Origin of the sequence: Paenibacillus sp. FSL R5-0378, from assembly GCF_038009285.1 — a bacterium.
GTDB classification, from domain to species: Bacteria; Bacillota; Bacilli; order Paenibacillales; family Paenibacillaceae; genus Paenibacillus_AQ; species Paenibacillus_AQ favisporus.
The window spans coordinates 263,511-284,712 of sequence record NZ_JBBPAY010000002.1; the positions used below are offsets into that span (position 1 = coordinate 263,511).

Annotated in this window: 16 protein-coding genes; 1 reads left to right on the forward strand and 15 read right to left on the reverse strand. The window is 44.5% G+C overall.

From position 1 onward, the window contains the following. Positions 1-5: 5 nt before the first annotated feature. The 5 genes from MKY74_RS34735 to MKY74_RS34755 form a co-directional block, all read right to left on the reverse strand. A complete protein-coding gene (locus tag MKY74_RS34735; protein ID WP_076176291.1) occupies positions 6-2,945 on the reverse strand; it encodes a type I restriction endonuclease subunit R in 2,940 nt (979 codons plus the stop codon). Then, positions 2,942-4,180: a restriction endonuclease subunit S gene (locus MKY74_RS34740; RefSeq protein WP_076176292.1), complete on the reverse strand. Its 1,239-nt coding sequence runs from the start codon at positions 4,178-4,180 to the stop codon at positions 2,942-2,944. The genes MKY74_RS34735 and MKY74_RS34740 overlap by 4 nt, the downstream gene beginning before the upstream one ends. Next, positions 4,173-5,654: a type I restriction-modification system subunit M gene (locus MKY74_RS34745; RefSeq protein WP_076176293.1), complete on the reverse strand. Its 1,482-nt coding sequence runs from the start codon at positions 5,652-5,654 to the stop codon at positions 4,173-4,175. The genes MKY74_RS34740 and MKY74_RS34745 overlap by 8 nt, the downstream gene beginning before the upstream one ends. Before the next feature lie 190 nt (positions 5,655-5,844). Beyond that, the gene (locus tag MKY74_RS34750) at positions 5,845-6,351 is read right to left on the reverse strand and encodes a DUF6516 family protein (protein WP_076176294.1); all 507 of its coding nucleotides are present in this window, start codon (positions 6,349-6,351) and stop codon (positions 5,845-5,847) included. Then, a complete protein-coding gene (locus MKY74_RS34755; protein ID WP_076176417.1) occupies positions 6,338-7,102 on the reverse strand; it encodes a helix-turn-helix domain-containing protein in 765 nt (254 codons plus the stop codon). The genes MKY74_RS34750 and MKY74_RS34755 overlap by 14 nt, the downstream gene beginning before the upstream one ends. Before the next feature lie 569 nt (positions 7,103-7,671). Here MKY74_RS34755 and MKY74_RS34760 point away from each other — a divergent pair. Continuing rightward, the gene (locus MKY74_RS34760; protein WP_076176295.1) at positions 7,672-8,277 is read left to right on the forward strand and encodes a hypothetical protein; all 606 of its coding nucleotides are present in this window, start codon (positions 7,672-7,674) and stop codon (positions 8,275-8,277) included. A 785-nt stretch (positions 8,278-9,062) separates the two neighbouring features. Here the strand turns inward: MKY74_RS34760 and MKY74_RS34765 are convergent. The 10 genes from MKY74_RS34765 to MKY74_RS34810 form a co-directional block, all read right to left on the reverse strand. Next, positions 9,063-10,085 carry an SGNH/GDSL hydrolase family protein gene (locus MKY74_RS34765; protein WP_076176299.1) on the reverse strand — a complete coding sequence of 341 codons (1,023 nt, stop codon included), beginning with the start codon at positions 10,083-10,085 and terminating at the stop codon, positions 9,063-9,065. After that, on the reverse strand, positions 10,082-11,437 hold the full coding sequence (locus tag MKY74_RS34770) for an FAD-dependent oxidoreductase (RefSeq protein WP_076176302.1): 1,356 nt from the start codon (positions 11,435-11,437) through the stop codon (positions 10,082-10,084). Before MKY74_RS34770 ends, MKY74_RS34765 begins: the two co-directional genes overlap by 4 nt. A gap of 40 nt (positions 11,438-11,477) precedes the next feature. Then, positions 11,478-12,485 carry a glycoside hydrolase family 130 protein gene (locus tag MKY74_RS34775; protein ID WP_076176305.1) on the reverse strand — a complete coding sequence of 336 codons (1,008 nt, stop codon included), beginning with the start codon at positions 12,483-12,485 and terminating at the stop codon, positions 11,478-11,480. Positions 12,486-12,543: 58 nt separating this feature from the next. Further along, positions 12,544-13,425 carry a carbohydrate ABC transporter permease gene (locus MKY74_RS34780; RefSeq protein ID WP_076176308.1) on the reverse strand — a complete coding sequence of 294 codons (882 nt, stop codon included), beginning with the start codon at positions 13,423-13,425 and terminating at the stop codon, positions 12,544-12,546. Positions 13,426-13,438: 13 nt separating this feature from the next. Then, entirely contained in the window at positions 13,439-14,326 is an 888-nt protein-coding gene (locus tag MKY74_RS34785) for a carbohydrate ABC transporter permease (RefSeq protein ID WP_076176420.1), read from the reverse strand. A 95-nt stretch (positions 14,327-14,421) separates the two neighbouring features. Beyond that, positions 14,422-15,816 (reverse strand): ABC transporter substrate-binding protein, encoded by a 1,395-nt coding sequence (locus MKY74_RS34790; RefSeq protein ID WP_076176310.1) that lies wholly within the window; start codon positions 15,814-15,816, stop codon positions 14,422-14,424. A 122-nt stretch (positions 15,817-15,938) separates the two neighbouring features. Then, positions 15,939-17,543 (reverse strand): response regulator, encoded by a 1,605-nt coding sequence (locus MKY74_RS34795; RefSeq protein WP_076176312.1) that lies wholly within the window; start codon positions 17,541-17,543, stop codon positions 15,939-15,941. Further along, the gene (locus MKY74_RS34800; protein WP_076176315.1) at positions 17,536-19,302 is read right to left on the reverse strand and encodes a sensor histidine kinase; all 1,767 of its coding nucleotides are present in this window, start codon (positions 19,300-19,302) and stop codon (positions 17,536-17,538) included. Before MKY74_RS34800 ends, MKY74_RS34795 begins: the two co-directional genes overlap by 8 nt. Positions 19,303-19,957: 655 nt before the next feature. Then, a complete protein-coding gene (locus MKY74_RS34805; RefSeq protein ID WP_076176318.1) occupies positions 19,958-20,563 on the reverse strand; it encodes a TetR/AcrR family transcriptional regulator in 606 nt (201 codons plus the stop codon). A 101-nt stretch (positions 20,564-20,664) separates the two neighbouring features. Next, positions 20,665-21,189: a YqeB family protein gene (locus tag MKY74_RS34810; RefSeq protein ID WP_076176320.1), complete on the reverse strand. Its 525-nt coding sequence runs from the start codon at positions 21,187-21,189 to the stop codon at positions 20,665-20,667. Positions 21,190-21,202: the final 13 nt, after the last annotated feature.

Here is a 21,202-nt window from a genome sequence, read left to right on the forward strand (position 1 = left end):
AGATGCTATTTCTTATAATGCACCTCAGCCAGCGCCATCAACTTCTGGGTTAACTCCTCAATCTGATCTTTAGGGCATTTCGTAACACGGAGCTGCCGTTTAACCTTTTGGCGCATTTCTCTTTTCACGTCTTCTTTGCTGGTCCACTCTACAACGGATTGTTCAACGATGATCTCCGTAATGATATGCGTCAATTCTTTTAATGCTTCCTTGTCATCTTCGACTGGAAGCTGTTTTTCTAACATCTGATAAAATGGATACTGCTCCCTTGTTAAACCATTAATCTGACTCTTTGTGGAATTGTCTCTCATGTCGTTGATCATGCCACGAAGCTGCTCTACTAAATCCACAATGTCCATCTGATGTTGTTTCCGTGCCTCAATCAGTTTCTCCAACTTCTCTTTTAATGAAGTATAGAAGACGGGGTTTTCTTGAATCTTGACCCTGATCTCATGACGAATTGCATGCTCCATCTCGGAAGCCTTTGCTTCACTACCATTGAGCTCATCAACCTTCTTCTCAAACTTGCTGGAAAGAATATCAATCGGGTCGTGCAAAATCTCAACAGCAGATGCCCGCATGTGCTCGGCAATGAGATGCTTTACTTTTTCACCACAATCTGAAATATCCATGGCTTCATCACGGTATCGGGATTTAGCAAGCTGCCTAACCTTTCCCAAGAATTGTAGATCAGCAACATATGGCTGTGCCTTTGGATTAGGCATAATCATATCCATGCTTGATGCAAAACGTTTAAATGCTAGGTCAAACTGCTGCCGCACATCCTCAGGCTCAAGAAGCTGAATGCATGACTCTACGTCATCCTTTCGCGTATAGTCAAAAAATTTCATTGCTGCTCTATGCCTTGTTTGAAGACGAGGAAGTTCACTTTCTACTGGCATAAGAGCACCTTGAATGTCTTGCTTAGAGAAGATGGCCAGTGCTTTCTCAAGGAAGCGGGATACACCAAAGTAGTCTACAATTAGGCCGTAGTCCTTTTTTTCATAAGTACGATTTGTTCTCGCTATTGCTTGGAGCAGATTATGTTCTTTAAGAGGCTTATCCAAGTACATAACCTGTTCAATTGGTGCGTCAAATCCTGTAAGAAGCTTGTCACAAACGATAATGAAAGCGAGTTTGTCCTCGGACAATGGCTTCTTAAAGCGGGCTATAATGGACTTCTCTTCATCTTTGCTTATGTGGTGTTTTTTTAAGTTTTCCTTATCGTCGTTCCCACCAGAAAACACGACAGCAGATTCTAGATCGCTAAGTTCATCTAATTTATCTTTGTACATAACTGCCGCTTCACGTGAGACTGCAACAATTTGAGCTTTAAATCCATTTGGCATGATATGGGTTTCATAATGCTTGATAATATCCAATACAATTTGTTGAACTCGCTTGGGTGATGCGACAATGGCCTCTTCCGTGGCGTACTTTTTCATGATTCGCTCACGCGTTTTCTCGTCATACTCGCGGAACTTGCGATCAAACAGCTGATCCAATGTTTCACCCTCTACATGAAGCTGGGTTAATCTGGCTTCATAGAAGATGGGGACAGTAGCTCCGTCATCTACTGCTTGCTCAATCGTATACTTGTCAATGTACGGGCCAAATGTACGCGTAGTACTCTTGTCTTCCTTATCGATCGGTGTCCCTGTAAAGCCTAGATAACAGGCATTTGGCAGCGCCGTTCGCATGTTCATAGCTAAACCTTTATATTGTGATCGATGGCTCTCATCGACCATGACGATTATGTTTTCTGCGTCTGAAAGCTCAGGGAATTGGGCTTCTTCATTACTCGTTTGGAACTTCTGAACAAGGGTCATTACAGTTGAGCCTGGGCCTTGTTTTAATAGTTCTTTTAGCTGAGCTACACTTGATGCTTGCTGTGGATTAGCAAAACCACATCGGCGGAATGTGTTCGTAATCTGATCATCCAGATCCGATCGATCTGTTACGATAACGATGCTTGGATTTTTTAGAGCCTCAATGCGACGTAGCTTCACGGCTAAATAGAGCATGGTTAAGGATTTACCGCTGCCTTGCGTATGCCACACGACCCCACCGCGTTCACGAGGGGATTTTGCCGTCATGAGGCGGTTAACAGCTTTGTTGACCGCGCGGAACTGCTGGTAACGAGCCAGTTTCTTAATCATGCGTCCGTTGTCAGGTTCAAAGACTATGAAGTTTTGAACGAGATCTAATAGATTAGCTTTGGATAGCATTCCCGCAACCAGAATGTCTTGAGGAGTCGGATTAACACCTACTTCAGGTGACGTAAATGGATATGGGTCTTTCCACTCACCGAAGTGCTTGAGCTGAGCACCTATTGTTCCCACTTTAGCACGGTCATTGCTCGTCGCGACCATGAACTGGTTGTAATGGAATAAGTGCTCACACTGATTCTGGTATCTTCTGAGCTGTTTAACGGCTTTGCCGATCTGCTCATCTATAGCGACCATCGGGCTCTTACATTCAATCACTACAAGGGGAATGCCATTCACATAGACGATGAGATCAGGTCTAATTGTGCCACTAGCATCACTAATGCTGAATTGGTCGACAATGAGGAACTCATTGTTTAGCGGGTTATCAAAGTCGATGATTTTTACTGTTTGATTTTTCTTGCCTTTACCCATGTCCTGTTGAATGGATGTATAGTTAACCAGCATGTTGTGGAATACCTCGTTGGCTTCCATAGGACTACTTGCATCAATGTGGATAATGCCCCGTACTATCTTGTTCAAGTTTGCCGCGTTGATCCATGGGTTCAAACGCTTGATTGCGTTAATGAGACGATCCTGCAGGATAACAACACGTGTTGAATCACGCTCCTTATCTAAAGAGGGGCCATGAATATGCTCATAGCCCATTTCTTTGAGTTGCTCGATTAGTCTGTTCTCAACAAGATACTTCTCGTTCCAATCGCTTGTTGAGGTCATGTGGTCACCGCCTCATGATCGTCGATTTTGACACGGACTTTACCTGTTAGAAGGACTTGCATGAGCCCTTTTTTAAGAACGTGAAGATGGTTTAACTTTGTATATTCTGATTGCATTTTATTAAAAACTGAGTTAAATATATCGACTATTTTATTTTGTTCCTCTATTGGAGGTATAGAGAATCTTAATTTTGCAAACTCACTGGTTTTGATAAAGGGTTGGTCTGAGCCAACAAATGTTGCGCTTAATTGCTCTAAAAATTTTTCACTTTGAAGATAGTAATAAATATAATCTTGGTTATATTTTGAATTATCCATTAACAACTTACCTAACCGCTGGTACAGAATTGCAGGGAGCTGCTGTTTAGATATCTTCGCTATTTTCAAGCGTTTTTGTGTGATGGGTCTATTCAAAGCTAGTATCAAATCATTTTCGTTTAATACGAATTGATGATAGCTTTCAAGGTACGTCTCTGGTAGAAATTTGATATCATCAAAGTCCAGTTCACCATGTTTCACGTTATTTATTCTGATTAGTGGAACGCCTTCATCTGCATACTCGCTTAAATTAAATCCATATCCTGACTTGATTTTGATAAAGTCTGATTCTACTCTCCACTCTTCAGGAATTTCACCAACCTCAGTCTGCTTGAACTTCGTATGTCCAATCCCCTTGGTAAGAAGTTTTTGCATGAGCCCCTTCTTAACCTTCCCCGTTTGTTCAATGATGGCTTGAGTTTTGGAGATGGCATTATCGACGGAGGTGAGGATATCTGCAATTTTTTGCTGTTCAGATAAGGAGGGTATCAATATGTCATATTCAGATATATCTTTCCATGAAGTTCTTGGCATTTTCGTACCGAATGATTTTTGATCTAAGTAGTCTATAAATTTATCTTGCTGAAAAATGTAATACAAGAATTTTCGATCGGTACCATTCTTTGCAACAACAGGGAGAATTTCAGTTGCGCAAACTCCATCAAACTCTGCAAACCAATATTTCCTTAGGTAGGGGCGCAGCTTACCAAACAGAACGTCTTCGGCTTTAAAAATTGCTTTTATACTTGTTGTTTCCTTGGAGTCTCCAACCCCAAGGAGTCTGCCAGTCTGTTGATGTATATGTTCCAAAGCAATGTACTTCTGACTTGGTTCCTTTTTGGGATCGATCTTGCCTTTCCTAGGCTCACAAATATCGCCAACTTTCCCACATCTCCATGAGCTATTGATTTCATTCATTGTACCCAAGCTCCTTCAGGTATTCATACATGGAGGCCTCAATCTGTGTCCGTTCTTCTTCCAATTGACGAAGCTCTGCCAGTGCATCTGCCACATCAATCTGATCTTCTTCCTCAGCCGAATCAATGAAACGAGCTATATTTAGGTTAAAGTCATTCTCACGGATCTCCTTAATATCCACCACTCGGCAAAACTTCTCTTGATCTTCCCATCTGTCATATGCTGATACGATTTTCTCAATATCTTGATCCCGAAGGGTGTTCTGGTTTTTCCCCTCCTGGTAGTCATTTGCACCATTGATAAACAGCACTTGCCCTTTCCTGTGTTCCTCTTTGTTGCGATTAAAGACAATAATGCTCGCTGGAATACCAGTACCGTAAAAAAGATTAGAGGGCAGCCCAATAATTGCTTCAATAAGATCCTCTTCTATTAATCTCTTGCGGATAGCTGCTTCAGCACCCCCACGGAACAGGATACCGTGCGGCATAACAACTCCAGCTTTCCCTTCATGATTCAGAGTCGACATCATATGCTGTACAAACGCCAAGTCCCCTTTATCTTTTGGAGGAAGACCAAAACGGAATCGCCCTAATGTATCTGCCTCTGCTTCTTCGCGTCCCCAGTTGCTTAAGCTAAACGGAGGATTTGCAATTACGCGGTCATAGAGGATAAGCTCTCCATCCTCAAGCAGCTTAGGATCACGAATGGTATCACCTTTAGCAATCCAATGATCGCTTAGTCCATGCAGGAGTAAATTCATTTTGCAGATAGCCCAGGTATTAAGGTTACGCTCTTGACCATGAAGGGTCAGGTTACGCGGATTACCGCCTTTGGACTTAATATAATCGACAGACTGAATAAGCATTCCACCAGATCCTGCCGTAGGATCACAGATGCGCATGCCCTCTTCTGGTTTAATAAGCTTAACGATCAACTCAACAACCTTGCTTGGCGTATAGAACTCCCCGCCCTTTTTCCCTGCATCATCAGCAAACATTTTAATTAGGTATTCATAAGCACGGCCGAGCATGTCTGGTTCAGACAGGTTACCATTAGAAAGTTCTATAGCAGTAAAATGTTGAATAAGACGCTGAAGGAGTTTATCAGGCAGCTTTTCCTTGTCATTAAAGTCAATGGTAGCTAGTACCCCTTGCAGAGATGCATTTTCTTCCTCAAGCACTTCGAAAGCTTTGTTAATTGCGTCTCCAATATCTTGAGCCAGCGTCTGTATATGCTCCCACCGTGCACGTTCAGGAACGAAGAACTGATGCTCATCACGATCATACCAACCGTAGTCGTCGCCTTCTTCTTTCTCTATACGTTTCGCAGTTTCGACAAATACGTCGTTCAGACGTTTCAAAAAGAGCATTCCAAAAATATAGTTCTTGTAGTCTGAGGAGTCGATACTGCCGCGCAGAATATTAGCCGATTCCCACAAATGTGATTCTAATTGTTGAAGTGTAAGTTTGCTCATACTGCCTCCAGTTTGCATAGAACTTTAGTACTAATTACACTAATTTTAACACATGCTCCTAGTAAATAAAGAACAAACACTGAGACAATTTAATATATGATTCACCCCAGCCATGAAAACAGCTTATTACCAGCATGTAAATGATCTTCATGTTTATAAACAGTAAAAAAGGCCGCAAACCGGCCTCTAGTTATCTTCCCTTGTATTCTTCACCCGATTCGATGTAAAATTTTACGAAGGTAAATGCTTCATCGAGTGTATGGATATCCCAATTCTCTTTTCTTATCCGGCGATTTCCTGGAACATGGTGATGGTGGTGAGGTTCTGTCTCGATTATGAATTCTGGAGGTGTACCGGGCGAATTGTGGGGATCGTTCCCCCAAGATGAAATGTGGTTTAATTGTACACCCTGTCTTGGTACAATGATCTTCCAACTGTAACTATACCTACATACATAACCGTCATCATCATATTTCTCTATGGCATGTAAGCCCGTTTTTCCATGAATCGGGTGCTCTTTTAACGGAAACAAAACATCCAAGCACTTAAGAGTCCTTCGATAGCTTCCATAAATTGAATCGCGGTCTGGTAACTCCTTATATACTTGCAATAAGTGTCCAAACTTTTCAAGAATGTCGTTTAGGTCTGCAGGATAAAGCTTTTTTGCTGCAAGCTGATCGATCTTATTCTCCGCCATGAGTCCCCCCGCTTAGTTTCAAAATCTCCGCTAGTTCTTCTTCGAGACTCTGCCAGCGGTAATAATCAGTAGGATCATCCATTTCATCACCATCATACATTGCAAATGCCTCTTGATACGTTTTACTCTTATATTTCAGTTGAAGAGCACCAATTTCATCATGAATTTCTTCGAAACGTTCCTGAGGAGTTTGCTTCCATTTCTTCTTCTCTTGGGCTAGTATCTGCATGCGGATCCCATAAATCGGATCCTTCAGTAGCTCTACAGCATATTTGGGGATTTTTCGGTGCTTACCACTATTATCGACGCATTCCAACCCTTGTTTTATATATTTATTGAGCGTCACTTTTGAAACTCCAAGTGCTTCAGCTGCCTCTTGAGGTGTCAAGAGAAAACCGTCATTAAAGGTGAATTCAATATTTTCACCGCCTAGTTGAAGATACCACTGCTCAAAATCAATTTTTAGTTTGCCAAATTCCAAGTCAGATGCCGGAAGATCCATCGATTCCAAACGGCTTAACCATTTAGTTAGGTTGTTTTTATGTTCTGGAGAAAAGAGGTATGCAGGGGTGAGATCCAACATGTTTTTATCAATCTTAATCCCTACGACTTTGTCTTGAAAAGCGGCTAGAAAGGTTTTAAAGATCAAGCTAAAAATAAACTCTGTCTCCTTCTGTAAGATCCCTTCGTTTTGCTCATCATAACCAATGTTTATATTCTTGCGGGTAAGATCGATAAGAGCTTTACTCATGAGTTTCATCTCCTTTATACCTCCATCATATCTAATGGTTAATGATTTTGCAATATCGTTAATTTACATTATATGTTTATCATTAACCATTTATACATTCCTTGAATGAAATAATTCTATTGTCTAGAAGGAGTAACCAATGAAAGACCCGACCATCGATTGGCCGGGTTTTTCGCTTACAACACTTGTATATATTTTTACTTTACAGTCATATTATTTCATTAAAATTTCCCTTCCCGACATGCTAAGCTGCCGGCCAAAGTATGTCAGATGTATGTACATCCCTACACTTCGTAATAGGGCTTGATTATTAATATGTCAGTTATTTTTTCCTTAATGATCCGGATAAGCCCAATTCCTTTTTGCTTTGCTTCATGATTTTAACCAATATGCTCGCCTCAGACTTAGTAGTAGTACTCAATCTCTTCATTAATAACTCACCCTTACTCCTCTTTATTATTTTATCTCTATTATTTCCTTCTCCCATAATTTTAAACTCGTCATAATGGGAAACTCTGATTCATAAACTTATCTCAACAAATGGTTGTCCTTTTGGAGGAAATTCACTAATGAAAAAATATGAGCTAATTCATTCTGAACTTCTAACAATGCAAAATAAAAATAGTATAAAGGGATTACTGAGTTCAATCTTTCCGAAACTGTCACGTTCAGCATATGTATTTATACAGGTTGATTTACCCGAGTATGAAGTCCTTCGAGCACAAGTATTTCTGGACGAATTGGCAGATAAACTCGATGAAGAAACCCAGCTAACGATCATCGATTTAATTGCCCTTCTTCTAAAGGATTTCTTGTATGTTGCTTCCACGAATACCAAATTAGAAATTCTAAAGAATTCCCTTCTAAATAAAAAGAAGCAGTACCTTTCTAAAACCGAACGGGTCGAAGAGTATGTAGAGGTCTCACCAGGACACACATCGCTACAAATTCGGAATAGACCGAGAAAAATTCATTTTTATACCTTGGAATTAACCATACCAAGAAAAACCGCATTACGTCTTGAAATTGTTCTATACGATTTAGAGCAGATGTTCACATCATTTAAAATGGGTTTAGATGAGTTGATCTCCATAGTGTTTTTAGAATTTGTCCATCATCTCAAAATCGGAGAAGAAAAAAATATGATAAAGCGTTTTATCCAATGTTTTGGATAAATCACCTGGTCTATTGTATAGAAGCCTTCATTGGTGAATGACAGGCCCATCGCTTTTTTCATTGTCTGATGGCCTTGTTCCACATAATACAGACAGGGGCCTTTGGTGTATATTAATGATCAACAAGTCGTTCGACATAATCAATGTCTTTATGTATTACCCACACAGTTCCTTGAGATGTCAATATTTTCGTACGATCAGTAAAGCAAGAAATAAGTGCCTTGCCTATTACCTCTTGTCGGTCTTTTAGCTTCACAAGTACAGATTGCCCATAAGCAGCAGCTAACAGTAACTCATCTATCATAGAAAGACTTGTCCTCCAATTTACAATTATTAAAATTGAATTAAACCTGGAGGTTTAATATCTAAAAATATTTCTCCATATTATTAAGTATACTTGTTATTTGGGAGAAGTGTTAATATATAAAGTTCTTAAACTTCAAGTTGAATTTGGAAATTTCTTCGTTTCTCATCCGGTATTTCAATATAACAATTTAAGGTCGAGTTATTGTCGTTCATTTTACAATCTCCTTAAATGTGCCCAAATGAAATTAATCTTTAACCACCAACGTGAATAGCCGACAGCTGATCAACAGGACCAGACTGTCGGTTTATTACAGGAATATCTTCTATATAGTTAAATTTATCCACCAAGTCAGTACTTACTTGAGATGGTAGTCATTTGATCAATTGATTGATAATTGACTAAAACGCCCAACTCTCTAGACGTTTGAGTAAGGTCTTTTATCGTTGCAGTTCAAAAAGTGTCCATTGATATTGATCTGTCATTCCTCGGGCTGCGCTCTATCTAATCTTCCTGGCACCTGTATACTACTTAGCACTTGCTCACCAAAACGATCTCCCAATAGTTTGTAACCATCTGCATTCGGATGCAGGCCATCGTATAGAAGTGCCTCGTCGGCCGGGCCAAACCAGTCGCGGCCATCCCTGTAATAAAGATTTAGGTCCCCCCGTTGCTGGAGCATCTCGACTGCAACGGCCACTTCCCTTCGAATGGAGCTGACCGTCATCCCCAGCTTATTTTCTCTGCTTTCCCGTTCGGCGGCAAAAATGGGAGAAACGATCACCAAAGGTGTATCCGTGTGCTTCTCACGGAGAATTTCCAGCATACCAATCACAGCGGGGCGAAACGTCCGCAAGTTCATCGTCTCGGCACCATACACGTTGATGCCGAGGCAGAGCGTGATCAGATCTGCGGGGAGATCGCGAATCATCCGGGCGACCATAGGCTCTAGGTGGCAGTTTCCGGAAAACCCTAAACAAGTTAAGTTCAGACCCAATGTTCTTGAAGCTATGGAAGGCCACGTATAGGATGGGCTCTCGGCACCCACACACTGTGTAATCGAACTGCCGTAGGCAATCCACCTGGGACGAGGATCAGTCTCAGCCTCCGCTTCAGCATCCTGGTCTACCTCTAATGATAAGATGGTCATCCCCATATTTTGAGGTAGCCATAGATCGATGCATTTGGAACGTAACGGTAGGTCCCTCCATGCTGCTTTCGAAGTCCCGGCCTCGAGTCGGATACTTGTTAAAAGCATTCCATCCACCAAACAATCAATAGATGCAGCTTCTTGAATTGGTTCAAATGCCAGTACCACTTCTGTTGTATTGCTTTGGAATCTTAAACGAATTCCTGCACAGATCGCCGCCTTCCCTTCTATACCTTCTGGAGGAAACAGCTCAAAATCGGGATATGGAATTCGCCACGGCTTGATTCCAGCCCCCGTCCACTCATACGATACCGCACCTTGAAGCCATTCCTCCGTCAAATGAACGCGTCTCATCCTTGAACAACCCCTTCACCAAGCCATGCCCCGCGATCTAGCAGCCGCTTCTGCAGCTCCGGTACAGATACCTCACGCGAGGTAAGACTATGACATGCTGCCATTGCGGCAGCGGTACCGGCTGCTTGGCCCATGGCAAAGCAGTTTGGCATTACCCGCAGAGACCCCTGTACTGCACGGTCCGAGGAGGCTGCTCGCCCTGGCACCCACAGGTTGTCTATCCCTACCGGAAGCAGCACGCGGTACGGCACCCCATGTGACTGACCCGGAGGCAGATGGTTAATGGTCATCTCACTTTTGCTGTTCGCCAAATGAATATCGATATAATAAGCATTTCGCGCGATATCATCCTCAAAAGTGCGTGCCTGCATAAAGTCTTCTGCCGTCAGAACGTAATCCCCTTGGATACGCCTTGTTTCGCGAATGCCGATCTGCTCACCGCTCGCGACCAGATGGGCCTGCTCAAAGCCTGGCACATACTTGCGGAAAAATCGGATTTGCCTTTCCACAAGCCGCCTTCCCTCAATCGCTCCACGCGTTAAATCCTCTGCTTTGGTTCCGTCAATGCCGAAAACATGGCCAAAATTGACCCCAACCAGTGTATCGCTGATCCAGGCAAGACCGGAGATGGACTTTCTGCCTTCGGGAAGAGCTCCCTCAGCGATTCCTCGCTCCACGGTACGGTGCAGTTGCACTGTGTCCTGGGTATCTTTTAAAAACTGCTGAAAGCAATAACGATCTACGTTGCTGAGCAGGTAGCACATGCTGCCCGGCTGAAGCTCCCCTTCGCTCCCCCCTTTCTGAAAAGGAACACCAGCCTTGGCAGCGATATCAGCATCTCCAGTAGCGTCAATAATATATTTGCAACGGACCAGCGAAAGCCCACTTTTGTTCACGATGAGAATACCCTCGATTTGTCGCTTGGATGCGGATAAAACGACGTCGTAAACAAAGGTATGATAGAGCGGGTGTACCCCTTTTTCAAGGACAGCGTCATCGTAAACTCGCTTCAGTGCCTCGGCATCAATCGGTACCCAGTCGAGCCATTCCTCATATTCCTGTTGGAAAGCCTCCCCCGCCTCGCTTTTCATCCGTTCTAGAAGTTCCAGCCCTATTCCGCGGATAATTGGCTTTTCCTTATCGGTAAACGGACAGAATGCAGGAACCAGGGACACAGTCCCCATCCCTCCCAAAAACCCCCGCTGCTCGATGAGGAGCGTTCTAGCCCCATTTTCCGCGCTACTTATTGCCGAGGCGATGCCCGCCGGCCCTCCGCCTATGACAACAACATCAGCTTCGGCGCTCACCGGCACCCTCGTTTCCGGCAGTGTTGTATACTGTACTTCGGTCATCTACACCATCTCCCATTTCAAAAGTATCCGATTCTACTTCTTAAGCATTATGCTCCAGACACAACCGCAACAGATCGTTGACATCAGCAGTAGCGAGGCATTCCACCGTATCAGCTGCACCATAGTAAATTTTCAGTTCGCCTGATGGTTCCATGATCAAGCCCCCTGGGAATATAACGTCATTGCGGAATCCATCAGACACCTCATATGTAGCCTCTGGTGCTAGAAGTGGCAATTTTGACATCCCAAGAACGCGGCTCGGGTCGTCTTTATCAAGCAGCATGACTCCGGCTGTGTACCGTTTCTGCCAGCGTTCTTCCCAGCCGTTCTTACCTCGGTTGTGGTCAATGTCGACCGCATGGAAAACGGTTAGCCAACCTTTGTCTGTCTTGACCGGGGGAGCGCCCGGGCCAATTTTATCATTGGCGAATGGCACATGCTCCACCCCGAGTACTAACCTGGAATCGCCCCAATACCTTAAATCTGGAGACTCACTGAGCCAGAGATCGAAGCGGTCCACCCCGCCTCGGCTGTAAACGGGCATTGGACGCTCCAACCGAACGTAGCGTCCACCGACCCGTTCAGGAAATAACACCATGTTCCGGTTGTCCGGAAGCGACAAACTGAGGACTTTGAAGTTGTAAAAATCCTCCGTAACCGCTATGCCTCCCCGCAGACCGTGGCGCGTATCCACGGCAAAGCACATGTAACATCGATCCTCGATAACCGTCAGACGAGGATCATAGACACGGATCACCTCTTCGTCATTCCACTGCCAGCACGGAGTAGGCTGCACCTCCCACTTGATCCCGTCATCACTGAAGGCAAGCCCAAGATTGGTCGTACTAAAATGCTCCACAGTGCCTGAGTCTTCATCCCCATAGTCATTGCGGAATACCATCACGTATTTCCCCTGGAACTTAGTTACACCGGCGTTAAATACCATAGCTGGCCCATATGGAACATCCTTCGGTGACAGAATCGGATTAAGTGGGTACCGAGAAATCACCTCACTCGACTTCAATTTTCCTATCGTAAATCCATCCATATTAGTTCCTCCTCATCTATTTCTAGCTTTGCCTAGAGGATAATCCCCCAGCTTATCGTTATCCTTTCAGTGATCCAGCCGTCATTTGCATAAACGATTTATTAGCTAATATATAAACCACGAGCATCGGTAGCACCGAAAGACAGGCACCGGCCAGCATGAGATGCGTCTGCATTGCGGCTGATGAGCCATATCGAAGATTGGCAAGCCCTACAGTCAGGGTCTGAAGATTCGGATTAGTCATCGTAAAGACGAGGGGTAAAATGTATTCGTTCCACGCATGCCGGAAGGCAAACAGCCCTGATACCCCAAGTCCTGGCGTTAACAGCGGCAGAATTATCGAGAAAAAGTTACGTGTAAAGCCCGCCCCGTCAATCATCGCAGCTTCATCAACTTCTCGCGGAATAGACTTGAAAAATCCATTTAAAATGAAAAAAGTCGTCGCATGGGCGCTGATCAGGATAAGTGCTACGCCCCATAGCGAATTGTTCAGATGCAGCTTAACCATCAGATCATATTGTGGCCGAAGGACAACCGCTCCTACAGAAACAAACATGGTCGATGATTGAATACCGACATACAGCTTTTTCCCCGGAAAATTACGCCGATTTACCACATATGCAGCCATAGATGCTACAAGTAGCGTGCCTGCTGTAGAAACAACCGAAAGAAAGAGGCTATTCCAGGTAAACCGTGCAAAGTTCGTCTGTTCCCAGGCATCCTTAAAATTTGCAAATTGCCATGTTTGCGGCAGAATGTGGCTGCCGCTCATTAGTTCTGCGTTGGTTTTGAGTGATCCGGTGATCATCATGATCAGAGGAAACACGGTGACAAGTGTTGTTGTGATCAAAAAGATCCAGATGAGGACCCGGCCTGCAATTTTTGCGAGCGGCTGCCCCGCCATGGCCGGTTTTGCCGTTTGTACCGCCAGCTCATTCATGGTTCACAACCTCCTAGAAGATTTCATTCATTTTTCTGCTAAAGTAGTAATATAAGGCCGTAATTGCCCCTACGATGACAGCAGTCGCAAAACCGACCGCACTGCCGTAACCAATTTGTTGCTCTACTGGAGATCCGGTCGATATCGGGAACAGCAGCTTATACAGATACAGATACATTACTTCTGTTTTCCCGATGGGACCGCCTTCGGTCATGACCATAATGCTTTCATAGCCTTTCAGTGAAGCAATGATAGCCAGCATGATCACAACCTGCATGACAGGCCCAAGCATAGGAATGGTGATGCTTTTAAAGCGCTGTACGGCATTTGCGCCATCGATTTCGGCGCTTTCATATAGGTCCCTAGGAATGCCCTGCAGCCCGGCTAGAAAAAGCAGCATATAGTTACCGACGGCTCCCCAGGCTGCTACAATAATGACCGTCATCATGGCGTGCTGCGGACCAAACCAGTTAAACGGTTCGCCGATGATGTGGTACCGAAGCAAAAGCTGGTTTACCATGCCGTTATAAGAATTAAAAATGATATAGAATACGACTGAGATGACAGCTGTGCTAATTACCGTTGGCATAAAAAAGATCGCCCGAAGGAAGTTCCGCCCACGGAGCTTGGTATTCAGTAGAACTGCCAGCAATAAAGCTAGCGGCACGGTAATCAGCAGTTTCCCACCAGCAAAAACAAGCGTATTTACAACAGAGCTCCAAAACTCGCCATCCCGCAGAAGCCTGCGGAAGTTATCCAGTCCTACAAACAGTTCGTTACCGTAACCAGCGTAATCGTAGAACATATACCGCAGCACCCAAAGCAGCGGATAGATCCCCAGAGCCAGTGTCAATACAACGCTTGGGAGCAAGAAGAGGGAGTTCTCCTGCAGCCTTTTCATTTTGTACACCTTTTTCTCCTCCTAAAAAGAAAATCGCCGGCACCACTCCATCCGGCCAGCGATCTCAAAATCAGTTTCACAGGGTTGTAGGCTACTTACTGTACTTGTTTCAGTTTGGATGGGTCAAAAGAAGGATCCGGTTTAACGGTGACGTCACCTTTTTCAGTGGCTTTATCGAGTGCCGTATTATAACGGGTATTCAGATCCTGCACCACCTGCCTCAGGTCCCCACCGTTCAGCATATATTTGAAGAACGCGTCGCCGTAGTTGGCGCCTTCAGGTGTAATGCTTGGCGAAACCGGCCACATAGAATCGTATTCCCCGACTAGGAAGCCTTCCATTCCTGGGATTTCAGGCTGCTTAGCTTTTTCTGCAATCCTCGGTACGACGGCAATGCCGAAACCCTTCTCATGATAGGTCGTCATTATATCGTCGCCGTACATATACTGCATGAACTTCCAAGCTGCATCCTTGTGCTTGGAAGTTTCACTGATTCCTAACCAAGTTCCGGCAGAGACAATTTCAGATGTTCCAACGCGTTCACCTGTGATCGTAGGAGCAAGCGCTCCGCCCCACTTAATATTTGTTGGGAATTGATCTTGATAAACGCCTGGCTCGGTAGAAAAGGACAGATACATACCAATCTTACCCGCGGCAAATTGTGCTCGCAGCGGATCGATATCAAGCGTTTCTGCACCTGGTAAAATGCTTCCCTCATCCCACATTTGCTTTAAGTAGTCGATAACTTGACCATAAGGTGTAAAATCGAACCTTCCTGTCTTAATATCAAAACCAAGTCCCTGGTAACCGCTCAGGGACAAAATTTCGCGAACGGATCGGTCAAAAGCACCTTTCGGATTTTTGAAATTCAGAGCAAACCCGTAAGCTCCTCCTTTTTTACCAATATCCGTGATCTTTTTGGCGTCCTCCACCATTTCCTTCAGGGATACCGGAGGATGATCGATTCCCGCCTTATCGAACAGCTCCTGATTGTACACTAGCCGAAGCGTGTTCCCTGTATTCGGCAAGGAGTAAAGCTTCCCGTCAAAGCGGTTAACGCCATCAATGATTAATGATGAAAACTTGTTATTCATCTCATCAGTCATGTACTCATCAATAGGTGCGAGATAACCCTTTTTGACGAAGGTTTCGGTGTTTGCGCTTTTCAAGCGGAGCAAATCAGGAGCCTGATTGCCGGAAAAGGCGATATCCACGCTTTGGTTGAAATTCTCGGATAACACGGTCATTTCAACCTCGATATTCGGATTTGCCTCATTAAACTTGGAGATCAACTCCTTCAAATATTCCTGGTCATGACGGTCATCCGTCCAATAGGTCAGCGTTACTTTTTCCTCCGACCCTGTGCCGCCTGCGCTGCTTCCGCTAGCAGATGTTCCACCTGTGCTTTGTTTATCTCCGTTGCCACCGCAAGCGGTTAAAGCACTGATCATCACAACTGATAGGAGAAGTCCAAACATTTTTTTTCGCATAGATGATGCCCCTTCTACATTAAATTAATGTTTTATACAATTAAATTATAAGAAAGCGCTTATAAAAATGGAGGGCGGCAAAGCCACTCTCCATGTGTGGTAAGTATACGATTATGTGCTTTTTATATACGATCACGAAACTCCGAGGGCGTCATGCCCGTGACCCGTTTGAACATATCACTGAAATAACGGCGTTCCTCGTACCCAACCGCAGCAGCTATTTCCTGGACGGGAACGCCTTCAATCAGCATAGCCTTGGCTTTGCGGATCCGTTCCGAGCTCACGTACTGCGTAAGGGTCTGGCCAGTCACCTTCTTAAATAAACTTGAAAAATAGCTGACACTAAGATGCACATGGGCTGCGCATTCTGCTACGGTCACTTCCTTGTCCAGTCGACTGTTCAAGTAATCTAGTGCTTTATAGATCATGGCCTGGCCTTCGGATAACGTATTCTGCTGGATTAGCTCTGCACCTTTACGGCAAAGCTGATTCAGCTGCAGTTGAAGCCCCTGCAGGGTCGGGACCGCTGTCTGGCGTATGGCCTTAAAACGATCTGCTAAGGGCTGAATATCTGGCTGAGGAACTCGCTCATACAACGTCCGCATGACCGATGCAGCAAGTTCCTCATAGAGACTGATTAAATAATCGGGATGAGGCCGATCATTGCTTTCCTTCAGCACCACAGCTATTTCTTCCAGCACTTCCGCGACCCTGTTTCCGTTTCCGGACTGTAGGGCGAGCAGAAGTTCATCCCTTTGTTGAAGCATCTGAGGCACGGGCATGCCCGTGTGTGAAATTTCATGATAGCTAATTACGCTAGCGCCTTCAGTATATAGATGGTGTTGCATGGCCCATTCAGCTTGGCTGCAAGATTGCGGCAGAAGCATGAGCCGCTCTGCTACCCCACCAATACCGATAGAAACGGTAAATTTCGTGAATTCCCTAATATTACGGCAGCAGAGGTCGGCCCACCTAGCAACATCCTCAACGTCAGTAGTGTTGACAACCGCAAGAAACCGATTTGTCCGAAGCCTAAAAACAATGCATTTTGTTTCAGCACGAAGCGTCTCCTCGACCACATTTTGCAACGTAAAACGGATCAGCTCAATTTCGTGGACTGACATTTCTTCACTGTGCTCTTCAAATCCATCAATTTCTATCTGAAGGACGACTAAATTTTCGGGGCTTAAGTCCATTTCAAGAAACACCCATCGGCTCGCAGCCCGTTCCCAGGAAGTTGGGTGAGTAACCAACAGCGCCAAGTATTCCTGACGTAGCAGCGGGATACTCTCGCGGAGCTTCCGCTCCATGGCTTCTGTGTTTAGGAGCCGGGAACGCTCTTGCAAGACCTGCTCTCTGGCTCTGTTAACAACGTTCAGTACTTCTTCTTCAGTAAATGGCTTTACCACAAAATCGAATGCGCCCAGTTGAACTGCCTGTTTGGCATAATCAAAATCGGCATACCCACTGATTAAGATGACGCGGCAAATATGATTCAGATCTAGAATTGCTCTAAGCATCTCTAGACCGGTCATTTTGGGCATACGGATGTCGGTCAGTATAACGTCGGGTTTTAGCGTTCTTACAAGCTCAAGTCCTTCTTCACCATTGGCTGCGCTCCCTGCAAGAGTAACACCTTGCTCCTCCCAATTTAGGGATGACAAACCATCGACTACACTTTTAATGTCGTCGATAATGCAGAGGCTGACCCATTCTGTATCATTCATCGAATATTCCCCCTTTACACGGAATCCATATGCAAACCGTGAGACCCACACCTAATTCGCTTTCGATTGCCAATTTGGCAGTGTTGCCGTAATAAAGCTGCAACCGGCTTACCAAATTGCGGACCGCATACCCCTGTTCCGAATTTTTTAAAGTAAGTGCTTCAGCTACTTCCTGTGTCATCCCTTTGCCGTTATCCCTGACCGTTATTAAGCAGCTTTCCAGTTCTGGATCCTTGTCCACTTCAATACAAATTCGCCCGCCGCTTTCCATACTTTCAAACCCGTGCAGGATGCTATTTTCTACCAGGGGCTGCAGCAACACTCTGGGAACCTCAATCTCTCGAAAAGAGGGGTCTGATACCTTGATTTCGTATTCAAATAGATTCTCATAACAGTATTTCTGCAACTCCAGGTACTGCTCGACATGCTGTAGATCTTTATCCAGCGTCGTAAACTCTTGTCCCTTATTTAGACCAATCTGGAACAACCGTGACAGTGAAACGACCATATGCTGGGACTCTTTGACCTGGTTTAACTTCAATTTCCAGTAAATTGTATTTAAAGTATTATACAGAAAGTGGGGATCCATTTGAGCTGATAAGGCTTTCATTTCTGCGGTCCTTTTACTTTGCTCCGCATGCTTGACCTCGCCTATAAGACTAACAATTTGTTCCAGCATCCGATTGAAGCGCTGCCCGATCTGTGCTAGTTCTTCCCCTGTCTCCATCTCGAAACGAGCCGTCAGGTCATTGCTTTCAACCCGTTTCATTACCTTCTGAAGTCCTTGAAGCGGCTTCAACAGATAGCGGATCAGAAAACTTGATATGAGGGTCGCAACTAGAAAACAACCAACTGCGATAACTAACATCATCCATTTCACATAACTCAGATCCTCTAGTACACTAGCCTTGGATTGAATAGACACTATCTTCCAATCATTGAGACCCATAGCGGCATAATTAAAAAAGTAATCACGTCCGTCCAGCTTCTCCGATGCGTAGCCTGAATTGCCCCCAACTATCATTTCACGAAGCTGCCCGCTATCCACGACTTCATGGACGAGTTTATTACTATGGGCCGTAACTAGTTGCCCGTCCCCGTTCACAAGGAACTGAGTCGAATCACCCTGATGGCTGGATGCGAATAAGCGCTGCAGCCCACTTTCACGAATATTGACGATGACATATACATCATGAACCGCAAATACCGTCGAATCCGTAATCGGCTGCAGAATGAGCGAAATAACCCTCTGCTTGCCTGTAAACAAGGTATCCTCATGTCCCTCCACCCAAATGTTTTTTTTCTCCTTTTCAACACGTTGATACATGGGGGTCTGCTGGAATGTCATATTATGATTTCGGTTTACAGATAACGGGTAGAAATCACCCATCGGAGTGGAAACATAAATCGATTGGATAAGAGGCTCCGCGATCCGAGCCTGTGAGAACACATTGTCCAGGCTATTGAGATATTTATAATAGTCGCCATAATCCCCAGCAGATACACTTTCGAGCATGTCTTTAAACGATTGGTTAATCATAAACGTCATCATGACCAACATCAGTTTGTTCAGTTTTTCATCCAGAATCTGTGCGGACTTATCCACTGAATCCTGAGTGAGCCGCATCGCCTTATTCTCGAGGACTCCGGCGGAGATATAATATGACAACCCTCCTGTAACCAAGACCGCTAGTACAGTAACACATAGGAAGGCATATTTAAGCTGGTTTCGGAGAGACTTGCTACGAAGGTTAATCAACGGGTCCACCTCCTTTACGCTTAGAACAAACAACTAAAGAATTATTAATCCAATACTACCACACCTAAAGTCCTACGTTTCATCGGTGTTATTTTTAATCTTTATCAATTATCCAACTCCTTTGGGACCTATAGGATAGTGGATAACGGCAAAAGGAATTTTATGACGGAAAAGTCTTCAAAATTCAAGCAACAATCGTTGGAGTGTATCCATAAACAAAGGAGGACGAGATATAGATCTCGCCCCCTTTTTTCCTTATATCTATTAACTACCGTTATCAAGGCATGCACATGTTCTAGCGGAAATGGAGAAGTTCGGAAATTTACCCTTATCCTCTACCCACTATATCAATATGATGCGCACAAATAAACCAACAGCTATCAATCAATTACAATATTACAATATTCATATATATCATAAGATTTAAGATCCAGAACCGAAGGACGGAAAAGGCCCCGCACAGCTACAAATCATTTCGAACGTGTCGGTGCTGGTTGCACGCTCTATTGGAGCACAGGTAAAGTAGGAAGCCGCTTTGTGCCGCGCATATTACAGAGCGGACATTTTCTGGGGTTTAAGCTAAGCCTTACTCGCAGAGGCTTCCGTTATTTGTGATACGGGTTAACGTTTCAGCTAATGAGCGAAATCGAAGGCATTAGACACATCGAACCGCTCTGTTGAATACCTTTACGAGTTCAGCACTGTAGCTTTGCGAATCAACGTAGCCTTTTAGCTTTCCATTCAAGGTGTACTCGTCAATTGCACCTCGAATTGCAGCAGTCATAATCCTAACGTCGAAATCGCCAAATTCCTTTTGCTTCTGCCCCAGCAGCAAAATTCGTTGCAGCTCGCTCTCCAAGGGATCCTCTTCGTCATCGTTCATCTTGTAATAAGGCACGTTGTCCGCCGTTCGGGCATGGAAGACAATCTCAACTAACGCAATATGGCAGGAAGGATTATCAGATTGATAAGCGATACTCCCTTCAATGTAAGCCCGTAACTTATCGCTGGGACCTAATGCCGCCTTTGTTCTATCTAACACATAATTGGACATATCGGTTACCAACTTCATCAACGTATAATCCATCAGATCGTTTTTGTCCCTGAAATGATATGAAATTAATGCGGTGCTGATTTCGGCCCTTTTGGCAATTTGGGCCATACTCGTGTGGATATATCCGATCTCATCCAACGTCATAATTGCCGCATTGACGATTTGCGTACGCCTAGCCTCGGTAATAAAAGTCTGCTTCTCATCCATATTCTTATCCATCCTTCAAGTCATTCTTTACGATCTTGTGTACGTTCCTTAAGTACTAAAATTGAAATTCACCTTTATTACGCACTGACACACCAAATTTCTCAGCTTCTCATTGAATTAGCCTTAAATGGGTTCCCTTCGGATGACCAGGGATAACCATGACTGACGAATGTATCGGCAATATGAGCGGGCGTCGATTCATAGGATTCACGTGCCAGCTCCGAGCCGGTGTGTCCAACCAGAATCAGTTGCTTGCCCTCAAGAAAAACCGAAGCGATATCCGATTTGAGAAAGCGCCGATCGGTCTTCTTTATGTTTAATATTACTTCATCGTCAGATATCTTCAGAACGAGGCTGTCTTTGATAGCCTCTGCACTTAGCCAAACGCCTGCCATTAGACCCAGAAAAGCTGTTACCATGACAGCCCACTTCTCATTAATGGAAGCAACCAGTTCCAAGGGGCCCTGTAAAGGGAACCAAGGAAGCGATGCGGCCCAATCCGCGATATTGGGGATAAAATATCCCAGAATAAGACCCAGCACAGGAGGAGTAACCAGCACCAATGTGCGTTCGATCCGCGTTAATTGAATAATCGTAAATTCCTTATTCTGTTGTGGCTTTCTCATCAGTTGTTTTAAC

What these genes read in the sequence shown, in the direction of transcription:
- MKY74_RS34735 (WP_076176291.1), bottom strand. Translation starts at nt 2,945, where the DNA reads ATGACCTCAACAAGCGATTGGAACGAGAAGTATCTTGTTGAGAACAGA.
- MKY74_RS34740 (WP_076176292.1), bottom strand. Translation starts at nt 4,180, where the DNA reads ATGAATGAAATCAATAGCTCATGGAGATGTGGGAAAGTTGGCGATATT.
- MKY74_RS34745 (WP_076176293.1), bottom strand. Translation starts at nt 5,654, where the DNA reads ATGAGCAAACTTACACTTCAACAATTAGAATCACATTTGTGGGAATCG.
- MKY74_RS34750 (WP_076176294.1), bottom strand. Translation starts at nt 6,351, where the DNA reads ATGGCGGAGAATAAGATCGATCAGCTTGCAGCAAAAAAGCTTTATCCT.
- MKY74_RS34755 (WP_076176417.1), bottom strand. Translation starts at nt 7,102, where the DNA reads ATGAGTAAAGCTCTTATCGATCTTACCCGCAAGAATATAAACATTGGT.
- MKY74_RS34760 (WP_076176295.1), top strand. Translation starts at nt 7,672, where the DNA reads ATGAAAAAATATGAGCTAATTCATTCTGAACTTCTAACAATGCAAAAT.
- MKY74_RS34765 (WP_076176299.1), bottom strand. Translation starts at nt 10,085, where the DNA reads ATGAGACGCGTTCATTTGACGGAGGAATGGCTTCAAGGTGCGGTATCG.
- MKY74_RS34770 (WP_076176302.1), bottom strand. Translation starts at nt 11,437, where the DNA reads ATGACCGAAGTACAGTATACAACACTGCCGGAAACGAGGGTGCCGGTG.
- MKY74_RS34775 (WP_076176305.1), bottom strand. Translation starts at nt 12,485, where the DNA reads ATGGATGGATTTACGATAGGAAAATTGAAGTCGAGTGAGGTGATTTCT.
- MKY74_RS34780 (WP_076176308.1), bottom strand. Translation starts at nt 13,425, where the DNA reads ATGAATGAGCTGGCGGTACAAACGGCAAAACCGGCCATGGCGGGGCAG.
- MKY74_RS34785 (WP_076176420.1), bottom strand. Translation starts at nt 14,326, where the DNA reads ATGAAAAGGCTGCAGGAGAACTCCCTCTTCTTGCTCCCAAGCGTTGTA.
- MKY74_RS34790 (WP_076176310.1), bottom strand. Translation starts at nt 15,816, where the DNA reads ATGCGAAAAAAAATGTTTGGACTTCTCCTATCAGTTGTGATGATCAGT.
- MKY74_RS34795 (WP_076176312.1), bottom strand. Translation starts at nt 17,543, where the DNA reads ATGAATGATACAGAATGGGTCAGCCTCTGCATTATCGACGACATTAAA.
- MKY74_RS34805 (WP_076176318.1), bottom strand. Translation starts at nt 20,563, where the DNA reads ATGGATGAGAAGCAGACTTTTATTACCGAGGCTAGGCGTACGCAAATC.
- MKY74_RS34810 (WP_076176320.1), bottom strand. Translation starts at nt 21,189, where the DNA reads ATGAGAAAGCCACAACAGAATAAGGAATTTACGATTATTCAATTAACG.